Below are 9,573 nucleotides of genomic sequence, written 5' to 3' on the forward strand. Positions count from 1 at the left end.
CTTTCTACGCGCGTGCTGGTGGGGGAGGAGGGCCTGTGTCAGGTCGCTTCCGACACTGAAGTCGATGCGGTGATGGCGGCGATTGTCGGTGCGGCGGGATTGCGCCCGACGCTGGCGGCGGTCGAGGCAGGCAAGAAGATTCTTCTGGCCAACAAGGAAGCGCTGGTGATGTCCGGCGCTCTGTTCATGCAGGCTGTGCACAAGAGTGGGTCGGTGCTGTTGCCGATCGACAGCGAGCACAATGCGATCTTTCAGTGCATGCCTGCCGATTTTTCCCGCGGGCTCGGCGCTGTAGGTGTTCGCCGGATTTTACTGACAGCCTCTGGCGGTCCGTTCCGGCAGACTTCCATGGCTGAGTTGGCGCATGTTACGCCAGAGCAGGCATGTGCCCATCCCAATTGGTCGATGGGGCGCAAGATTTCGGTCGATTCGGCCAGCATGATGAACAAGGGCCTGGAGCTGATCGAGGCCTGTTGGCTATTTGATGCCAAGCCGTCTCAGGTTGAGGTGGTGATTCATCCGCAAAGCGTGATTCATTCGCTGGTCGACTACGTCGATGGTTCAGTATTGGCGCAGTTGGGCAATCCGGATATGCGCACGCCGATCGCCAATGCACTGGCATGGCCCGAGCGCATCGACTCCGGGGTTGCGCCGCTGGATCTGTTTGCAATCGCGCGTCTGGACTTCCAGGCGCCCGACGAAGCGCGTTTCCCGTGCTTGCGTCTGGCACGGCAGGCGGCAGAGGCCGGGAACAGTGCTCCGGCCATGTTGAACGCCGCGAATGAGGTGGCTGTTGCAGCCTTTCTCGATGGACGTGTCCGTTACCTGGAGATCGCGAGTATCATCGAAGAGGTGTTAAACCTCGAACCTGTGGTTTCGGTCGATGATCTCGATGCGGTTTTCACTGCGGACGCGAAAGCGCGTGTCCTGGCCGAGCGTTGGTTGAGTCGTCACGGGCGATAGGTGTTGCAGCGGGTTTGCCCACGGCAGCACTGAATAGGATTGCGGAGAAAGTAGATGAGCGCGCTCTATATGATTGTCGGCACCCTGGTGGCTTTGGGCGTGCTGGTCACCTTCCATGAATTTGGCCATTTCTGGGTCGCGCGTCGCTGTGGCGTCAAGGTTCTGCGTTTCTCCGTGGGCTTCGGCCTGCCATTGCTGCGCTGGCATGACCGGCGCGGCACCGAGTTCGTGATCGCTGCCATCCCTTTGGGTGGTTACGTGAAGATGCTCGATGAGCGTGAGGGCGAAGTGCCGGCCGATCAGCTTGATCAGGCTTTCAATCGCAAAACCGTTCGTCAGCGCATCGCCATCGTTGCTGCCGGACCTATTGCCAACTTTTTGTTGGCGCTGGCGTTTTTCTGGGTGCTGGCGATGCTTGGCACCGAGCAGGTGCGTCCTGTCATCGGAGCCGTTGAAGCCGGCAGCATGGCCGCCAAGGCCGGCTTGAATCCGGGGCAGGAAATCGTCGCCATCGATGGTGAGCCGACTTCGGGTTGGGCAGCGGTGAATCTGCAATTGGTCCGGCGTCTTGGTGAAAGTGGTTCGTTGCAATTGCTGGTGCGCGAACAGGGCTCTACCGCCGATTCGCCGCGCGAACTGGTCCTGGATCACTGGCTCAAGGGGGCTGATGAGCCGGACCCGATTCGTTCGCTGGGTATTCGTCCTTGGCGTCCGGCATTGCCGCCCGTGTTGGCCGAGCTGGACCCTAAAGGCCCGGCGCAGGCTGCTGGCCTGAAGACCGGCGACCGTCTGCTGGCGCTCGATGGCCAGGCGCTGACCGATTGGCAGCAGGTGGTCGATTGGGTGCGTGTGCGTCCTGATACCAAAATTGTGCTGCATATCGAGCGTGACGGTGCTCAAATCGACGTCCCGGTTACCTTGGCAACTCGCGACAAGGCGAAAGTGGCCAGTGGTTATCTGGGGGCAGGGGTGAAGGCTGTCGATTGGCCACCAGCCATGATTCGCGAGGTCAGCTACGGTCCCGTGGCCGCGATTGGCGAAGGTGCTCGACGCACCTGGACCATGAGTGTGCTGACCCTTGATTCACTAAAGAAAATGTTGTTCGGTGAGCTCTCGGTAAAAAACTTGAGTGGACCGATAACCATTGCTAAAGTGGCGGGCGCTTCTGCCCAGTCGGGCGTCGCTGATTTCCTGAATTTCCTGGCTTATCTGAGTATTAGCCTGGGCGTTCTGAATTTGCTGCCCATTCCTGTACTGGATGGGGGGCATCTGTTGTTTTATCTGATCGAGTGGGCGCGTGGTCGTCCCTTGTCGGATCGGGTGCAGAGTTGGGGGATACAGATCGGTATCAGTTTGGTGATCGGGGTGATGTTGCTTGCTCTGGTCAACGATCTGGGTCGACTGTAACGCTTCGCTGAATTGCGAATCTGCCGCATTTTGCGGCAGTTTGTTTATTGCCAGTTGGAATAAGAAAGGACTTCATGAAACGTCTGCTGCTAACTGCGGTTCTCACCGTATTGATGATCGCCGAAGTTCACGCCGAGTCCTTCACTATCTCCGATATTCGCATCAATGGCCTCCAGCGGGTATCCGCGGGTAGCGTCTTTGGTGCCTTGCCGTTGAACGTCGGTGAACAGGCGGATGATCGTCGCCTGGTGGAATCCACTCGTGCGCTGTTCAAAACAGGCACTGTCGCGGCTATCCAGCACATCAACGTGGTGGGTAACACGGTTTTCCCTGATGAAGACCTGATCGACCTGTTTGAACTCAAGACCAGCAACTGGTTGTCGTTCTTCAAGAACGATGACAAGTACGCTCGTGAAAAGCTTTCCGGTGACCTGGAGCGCCTGCGTTCCTACTACCTGGACCGTGGCTATATCAACATGGATATCGCTTCGACCCAGGTGTCGATCACCCCGGACAAAAAGCACGTCTATATCACCGTCAATATCAACGAAGGTCAGAAGTACAACGTTCGTGACGTGAAGCTCAGCGGTGACCTGAAGGTCCCGGAAGACCAGGTCAAGGCGCTGCTGCTGGTGCAAAAAGGCCAGGTGTTCTCGCGTAAGCTGATGACCACGACTTCCGAGTTGATCACCCGTCGCCTGGGTAACGAGGGCTACACCTTCGCCAACGTCAACGGCGTACCGACGCCGCATGACGACGATCACACCGTTGATATCACCTTTGTGGTCGATCCGGGCAAGCGTGCATACGTAAACCGCATCAACTTCCGCGGCAACACCAAGTCGGAAGACGAAGTGCTCCGTCGTGAAATGCGCCAGATGGAAGGTGGCTGGGCTTCGACCTACCTGATCGACCAGTCCAAGACCCGTCTGGAACGTCTGGGCTTCTTCAAGGAGGTCAACGTCGAGACTCCGGCTGTACCGGGTGTCGATGACCAGGTAGACGTGAACTACGCCGTTGAAGAGCAACCTTCCGGTTCGATTACCGCCAGCGTTGGTTTTGCTCAGAGCGCCGGTTTGATCCTGGGTGGTTCGATTACCCAGAACAACTTCCTGGGTACCGGTAACAAGGTCAGCATCGGTTTGACCCGTAGCCAATACCAGAGCCGTTATAACTTCGGCTACGTTGACCCGTACTGGACTGCCGATGGCGTGAGCCTGGGTTACAACGCTTTCTATCGCACCACAGACTACAAAAACCTTGATGTCAACGTAGCCAGCTATGCGGTGGACAGCTTGGGCGCTGGCGTCAACGTCGGATATCCGATCAGCGAAACTTCGCGTCTGACCTTCGGTCTGACGGCGCAGCAAGACAAGATCAAGACTGGCCAGTACACCGTTGACGAGATTTTTGACTTCGTTAACCGTGAAGGCGACCAGTTCCTGAACTTCAAGGCTTCGGCCGGCTGGTCCGAGTCGACACTGAACAAAGGCGTGCTGGCGACTCGTGGTCATTCCCAGAGTTTGACGATGGAAGCGACGACACCGGGTAGCGACCTGTCTTTCTTTAAACTGGATTACCGTGGCCAACTGTTCCAGCCATTGTCCGAGAACTACACCATGCGTCTGCATACAGAGCTGGGCTATGGTGACGGTTATGGTTCGACCAATGGCCTGCCGTTCTACGAGAACTACTACGCGGGTGGTTTCAACTCGGTTCGCGGCTTCAAGGACAGCACGCTGGGGCCTCGCAGTACACCGAGCCGAGGCGTTAACCCGGGAACTTCCGTCGACCCAGACCAGGACCCGCTGCCGTTTGGTGGTAACGTCCTGATCCAGGGTGGTGTAGAGGTTCTGTTCCCTCTGCCGTTCGTGAAGGATCAGCGTTCCTTGCGTACATCGGTATTCTGGGACGTGGGTAACGTGTTCGACTCGAGTTGCACGCAGAGCACTAACGCCGATGGTTCGAAGTCCAAAACACAGTGCAACGAAGTCAGCCTGAGCAATATGGCCAGTTCGGTGGGTGTAGGTGTGACATGGGTTACCGCCCTTGGTCCGTTGAGCTTTGCCTTGGCAATGCCGGTCAAGAAGCCGGACAGCAATGCGGAGACTCAGGTGTTCCAATTCTCCCTCGGTCAGACTTTCTAATAGCCTGATCCAAGATAACGACAATGGATTTTGTAGGAGTGCATCGTGCGTAAGTTGACTCAATTGGTTCTCCTGGCAACTGTCCTGGTAGCAACCCCGGCATTTGCCGAAATGAAAATCGCGGTACTGAACTATCAGATGGCCCTGCTGGAGTCTGACGCGGCGAAGAAGTACGCCGTGGATGCCGAGAAGAAGTTTGGTCCGCAGCTGACCAAGCTCAAAGCCCTGGAAAGCAGTGCCAAAGGCATTCAGGATCGTCTGGTAAGCGGTGGMGACAAGATGGCCCAGGGCGAGCGTGAGCGTCTTGAACTTGAATTCAAGCAAAAGGCCCGTGACTTCCAGTTCCAGTCCAAAGAGCTGAACGAAGCCAAAGCCGTTGCTGACCGTGAAATGCTGAAGCAGCTCAAGCCGAAACTGGACAGCGCTGTGGAAGAAGTCATCAAGAAAGGTGCTTTTGACCTGGTCTTCGAGCGTGGCGCAGTGATTGATGTCAAGCCTCAGTACGACATCACTCGCCAGGTTATCGAGCGCATGAATCAGCTGAAGTAATCCATGACAGCGACTATAAAGCTCGGCCAATTGGCCGAGTTCCTCGGGGCCACTCTCCGTGGCTCCGCGGAGAAAGAAATCACTGGGCTGGCCACCTTGCAGGAGGCTGGCCCAGCTCAGTTGAGCTTTCTGGCAAACCCCCAATACCGTAAATATCTGGCCGACAGCCAGGCCGCAGCTGTGTTGCTGAAGGCCGCTGACGCAGAAAGTTTTGCCGGTGATGCGCTGGTTGTGCCTGATCCCTATGCGGCGTATGCCCGGGTCTCCCATCTGTTCGATCCCAAGCCCAAGGCTGCTGCCGGTATCCATCCGACAGCGGTGGTGGCAGTGGACGCAGTGGTTGATCCGGCTGCGAGCATTGGCGCGTTTGCCGTGATCGAAAGCGCTGCGCGAATTGCTGCAGGTGTGACGGTCGGTGCCCACTGCTTCATCGGTGCGCGCAGCGAGATCGGTGAGGGCGGTTGGTTGGCCCCGCGTGTGACGCTGTACCACGACGTACGCATCGGCAAGCGCGTGGTGATTCAGTCCGGTGCCGTGCTCGGTGGTGAAGGCTTTGGTTTTGCCAACGAAAAAGGCATCTGGCAGAAGATCGCCCAGGTGGGTGGGGTATTGATCGGTGACGATGTGGAGATTGGCGTGAATACCGCCATCGACCGCGGTGCGCTGGCCGACACCATCATCGGCAATGGCGTGAAGCTCGATAACCAGATTCAGATCGCCCACAACGTGCAAGTCGGTGATCACACGGCCATGGCGGCGTGCGTGGGGATTTCCGGCAGCACCAAAATCGGCAAGCACTGCATGCTGGCGGGTGGTGTGGGGCTGGTCGGACACATTGATATTTGCGACAACGTATTCCTGACCGGGATGACCATGGTGACTCACTCGATTACCGAGCCGGGTTCCTATTCCTCCGGGACAGCTATGCAACCGGCTGCCGAGTGGCGCAAAAGCGCGGCACGTATCCGTCAGCTCGATGATATCGCGCGACGCCTGCGACAGCTGGAAAAGCGTGTTGGGGACGTGACCCCTGACAGCAATGCTTCATCAGATGGCTGATACCATTTCCATATCAAGTGTGCACAGCCGTTAGACTGCCTCCTTGATTTGCTAGAGGAGTGTGCGTCAGTCGCGCGCTCCCAATCTTTACATAGGCTTCCCCCCGAAATGATGGACATCAACGAGATTCGCGAATACCTGCCTCACCGTTACCCGTTCCTGTTGGTGGACCGGGTAGTGGAGCTGGATGTTGAGGGCAAGCGCATTCGCGCCTACAAGAATGTCAGCATCAACGAGCCGTTCTTCAATGGTCACTTCCCGGCGCATCCAATCATGCCGGGCGTACTGATCATCGAAGCGATGGCTCAGGCTGCCGGGATCCTTGGTTTCAAAATGCTCGACGTCAAGCCTGCCGATGGCACGCTTTACTACTTCGTCGGCTCCGACAAGCTGCGTTTCCGCCAGCCGGTTCTGCCGGGTGATCAGTTGATTCTTGAAGCGAAGTTCATCAGCTGCAAGCGTCAGATCTGGAAGTTCGAATGCCAGGCTTCGGTCGATGGCAAGCCAGTCTGCTCTGCTGAAATCATCTGTGCGGAACGCAAACTATGAGTTTGATTGACCCTCGCGCAATCATCGATCCGACGGCCATTCTGGCCGACGACGTCGAGGTCGGCCCGTGGTCGATCGTCGGCGCAGGTGTGGAAATCGGCGAGGGAACAGTGATCGGCCCGCACGTGATTCTCAAAGGGCCGACACGTATCGGTAAGCACAACCGCATTTACCAGTTTTCCTCGGTAGGTGAGGACACGCCCGATTTGAAGTACAAGGGTGAAGAAACCCGTCTGGTGATCGGTGACCACAATGTCATCCGTGAAGGCGTGACCATTCACCGTRGCACTGTTCAGGATCGCTCCGAAACGACCTTGGGCGACCACAACCTGATCATGGCTTATGCCCATATTGGCCATGACAGCGTTATCGGCAATAACTGCATCCTGGTCAACAACACCGCGTTGGCCGGTCATGTGCACGTCGATGACTGGGCGATCCTGTCCGGCTTTACCCTGGTTCATCAGTATTGCCATATTGGCGCCCACAGCTTTTCTGGTATGGGCACCGCCATTGGCAAGGACGTTCCAGCCTATGTCACGGTGTTCGGCAACCCTGCCGAAGCCCGTAGCATGAACTTCGAAGGCATGCGTCGCCGTGGTTTCAGCGAAGAGGCGATCCACGCATTACGCCGCGCCTACAAAGTGGTTTATCGCCAGGGTTTGACAGTCGAACAAGCGCTTGTCGAGTTGGCCGAGCCGTCGGAAGAGTTCCCGGAAGTTGCGATATTCCGTGACTCCATTCAGTCTTCGACTCGCGGCATCACCCGTTAATCATGGCCAGTCTGCGTATTGCACTGGTGGCGGGCGAAGCCTCCGGCGATATTCTGGGTGCGGGTCTGATGCGTGCGCTCAAGGCACAGCATCCTGCGATTGAGTTCATCGGTGTCGGCGGACCGCTGATGCAGGCTGAAGGCCTGACCTCTTACTTCCCGATGGAGCGTCTGGCGGTCATGGGCCTGGTCGAGGTGCTCGGCCGCTTGCGTGAGCTGTTGGCTCGCCGCAAAAAACTGATCGCGACCCTCATCGCCGAAAAGCCGGATGTTTTCATCGGCATCGACGCTCCGGATTTCACCCTTAACATCGAACTTAAGCTGCGTCAGGCCGGAATCAAGACCGTGCATTACGTCAGTCCATCGGTTTGGGCATGGCGTCAAAAGCGCGTGCTGAAGATTCGCGAAGGCTGCGATCTGATGCTCACGCTGTTCCCGTTTGAAGCCAGATTCTACGAAGAGAAAGGCGTGCCGGTGAGATTTGTCGGCCACTCGCTGGCCGATGCGATTCCCCTTGAGGCTGACCGCTCGGCTGCGCGCGCCGAACTGGGATTACCAGAAGACGACCCGCTGGTTGCGCTGATGCCGGGCAGCCGGGGCGGGGAGGTTGGGCGCCTGGGTGCCTTGTTCCTCGACACCGCCGAGCGTTTGCGGGCCATGCGTCCCGGTGTGCGGTTCGTCATGCCGTGCGCCAGCCCTGAACGCCGCGTGCAGCTCGAAGAGCTGTTGGCTGGCCGTGATTTACCGGTGACCTTGCTCGATGGCCGCTCCCATCAGGCGCTGGCCGCTTGCGACGCGGTGCTGATTGCTTCGGGAACCGCAACCCTGGAAGCCCTGTTGTACAAGCGGCCGATGGTCGTGGCTTACCGCTTGGCGCCGCTGACGTTCTGGATCCTCAAGCGCATGGTGAAAAGCCCTTACATCTCCTTGCCGAATTTGCTGGCTCAGCGTCTGCTGGTGCCCGAGTTGCTGCAAGACGATGCGACCCCCGAGGCATTGGCGCTGACGCTGTCGCCATTGATCGATGGCGGTGAAGAGCAAACCACCGGTTTTGACCAGATTCATCGGACCTTGCGTCGCGACGCCTCGAATCAGGCCGCAGATGCCGTCCTCAATCTGATCGGCAAATCTCAATGAGTAACGTAAAGATGCAAATGGGCCTGGATTTTACCCTCGTCGCAGACGCCGAAGACCTGGTCGCCGGTGTCGATGAGGTCGGTCGCGGCCCGCTCTGCGGCGCAGTGGTGACGGCGGCGGTGATCCTCGATCCGAGCCGGCCGATCCTCGGGCTCAATGACTCGAAGAAGCTCACCGAAGCGCGCCGTGAAAAGCTCTACGACGAAATCCGCGAGAAAGCCCTGAGCTGGTGCATTGCACGTGCCGAAGTCGAAGAAATCGACGAACTGAATATTCTGCACGCTACCATGCTGGCCATGCAGCGTGCCGTCGAAGGCCTGCACATCACGCCGAAACTGGCGATGATCGACGGCAACCGCTGTCCGAAACTGGCCATGCCGGCTGAAGCCGTGGTCAAAGGCGATAGCAAGGTCCCGGCCATCGCAGCGGCATCGATTCTGGCGAAAGTCAGCCGTGATCGCGAAATGGCGGCATTCGAATTGATTTACCCGGGTTACGGCATCGGCGGCCACAAAGGCTACCCGACGCCCGTCCATCTGGAGGCCTTGGCCCGACTGGGGCCGACACCGATTCACCGGCGTTCGTTCGCGCCGGTGCGCCTTGCTTATGAGGCCCGCGAGGGTTTGATCGAGAGCTAGTCTCAAGGCTGATGTTTTTGCCAAGGCCCGGTACAATCCGGGCCTTGTTGTCTTCATGTTTTCAGACAGGATCACTATGCCGGCTTCATTCGTTCACCTACGCCTGCACACTGAATACTCCCTGGTCGACGGTCTGGTGCGGATCAAACCGCTGGTCAAGACCCTGGTCGGCATGAACATGCCTGCCGTGGCGGTCACCGACCAGAACAACATGTGTTCCCTGGTCAAGTTCTACAAAAACGCCATGGGCGCCGGGATCAAGCCGATCTGTGGCGCCGACCTGTGGCTATCGAACAAGGACCCTGACAATCCGCTGAGCCGGATCAGCTTCCTGGCGATGAACGCCGTTGGC

10 protein-coding genes are annotated in these 9,573 nt (G+C 57.9%); all 10 read left to right on the forward strand.

Going from position 1 to position 9,573, the window contains the following annotated elements; genetic code table 11:
- The coding region (dxr, locus tag AC1DH9_RS17370; RefSeq protein WP_477808486.1) for a 1-deoxy-D-xylulose-5-phosphate reductoisomerase at positions 1–963 on the forward strand (963 nt) is incomplete at its 5' end.
- A 54-nt stretch (positions 964–1,017) separates the two neighbouring features.
- Positions 1,018–2,370, forward strand: a complete 1,353-nt coding sequence (rseP, locus tag AC1DH9_RS17375) for a sigma E protease regulator RseP (protein WP_429539318.1) — start codon at positions 1,018–1,020, stop codon at positions 2,368–2,370.
- A 74-nt stretch (positions 2,371–2,444) separates the two neighbouring features.
- The gene (gene bamA, locus AC1DH9_RS17380; protein WP_477808487.1) at positions 2,445–4,517 is read left to right on the forward strand and encodes an outer membrane protein assembly factor BamA; all 2,073 of its coding nucleotides are present in this window, start codon (positions 2,445–2,447) and stop codon (positions 4,515–4,517) included.
- Positions 4,518–4,562: 45 nt separating this feature from the next.
- Positions 4,563–5,066 carry an OmpH/Skp family outer membrane protein gene (locus AC1DH9_RS17385; protein WP_427534602.1) on the forward strand — a complete coding sequence of 168 codons (504 nt, stop codon included), beginning with the start codon at positions 4,563–4,565 and terminating at the stop codon, positions 5,064–5,066.
- A 3-nt stretch (positions 5,067–5,069) separates the two neighbouring features.
- On the forward strand, positions 5,070–6,125 hold the full coding sequence (gene lpxD / locus AC1DH9_RS17390; protein WP_427547197.1) for a UDP-3-O-(3-hydroxymyristoyl)glucosamine N-acyltransferase: 1,056 nt from the start codon (positions 5,070–5,072) through the stop codon (positions 6,123–6,125).
- A 108-nt stretch (positions 6,126–6,233) separates the two neighbouring features.
- On the forward strand, positions 6,234–6,674 hold the full coding sequence (gene fabZ / locus AC1DH9_RS17395) for a 3-hydroxyacyl-ACP dehydratase FabZ (protein WP_007978374.1): 441 nt from the start codon (positions 6,234–6,236) through the stop codon (positions 6,672–6,674).
- Positions 6,671–7,447 (forward strand): acyl-ACP--UDP-N-acetylglucosamine O-acyltransferase, encoded by a 777-nt coding sequence (gene lpxA, locus AC1DH9_RS17400; protein WP_477808488.1) that lies wholly within the window; start codon positions 6,671–6,673, stop codon positions 7,445–7,447. The genes fabZ and lpxA overlap by 4 nt, the downstream gene beginning before the upstream one ends.
- 2 nt (positions 7,448–7,449) lie before the next feature.
- Positions 7,450–8,583, forward strand: a complete 1,134-nt coding sequence (lpxB, locus tag AC1DH9_RS17405) for a lipid-A-disaccharide synthase (protein ID WP_427547203.1) — start codon at positions 7,450–7,452, stop codon at positions 8,581–8,583.
- A gap of 11 nt (positions 8,584–8,594) precedes the next feature.
- Complete coding sequence (rnhB, locus tag AC1DH9_RS17410; RefSeq protein ID WP_427547204.1) at positions 8,595–9,221, forward strand: ribonuclease HII; 627 nt, start codon at positions 8,595–8,597, stop codon at positions 9,219–9,221.
- 76 nt (positions 9,222–9,297) lie between these two features.
- Positions 9,298–9,573 (forward strand): PHP domain-containing protein (locus AC1DH9_RS17415; protein WP_477808489.1); only part of this gene is annotated, 276 nt, incomplete at its 3' end.

This window comes from Pseudomonas sp. 05T35, assembly GCF_056396605.1.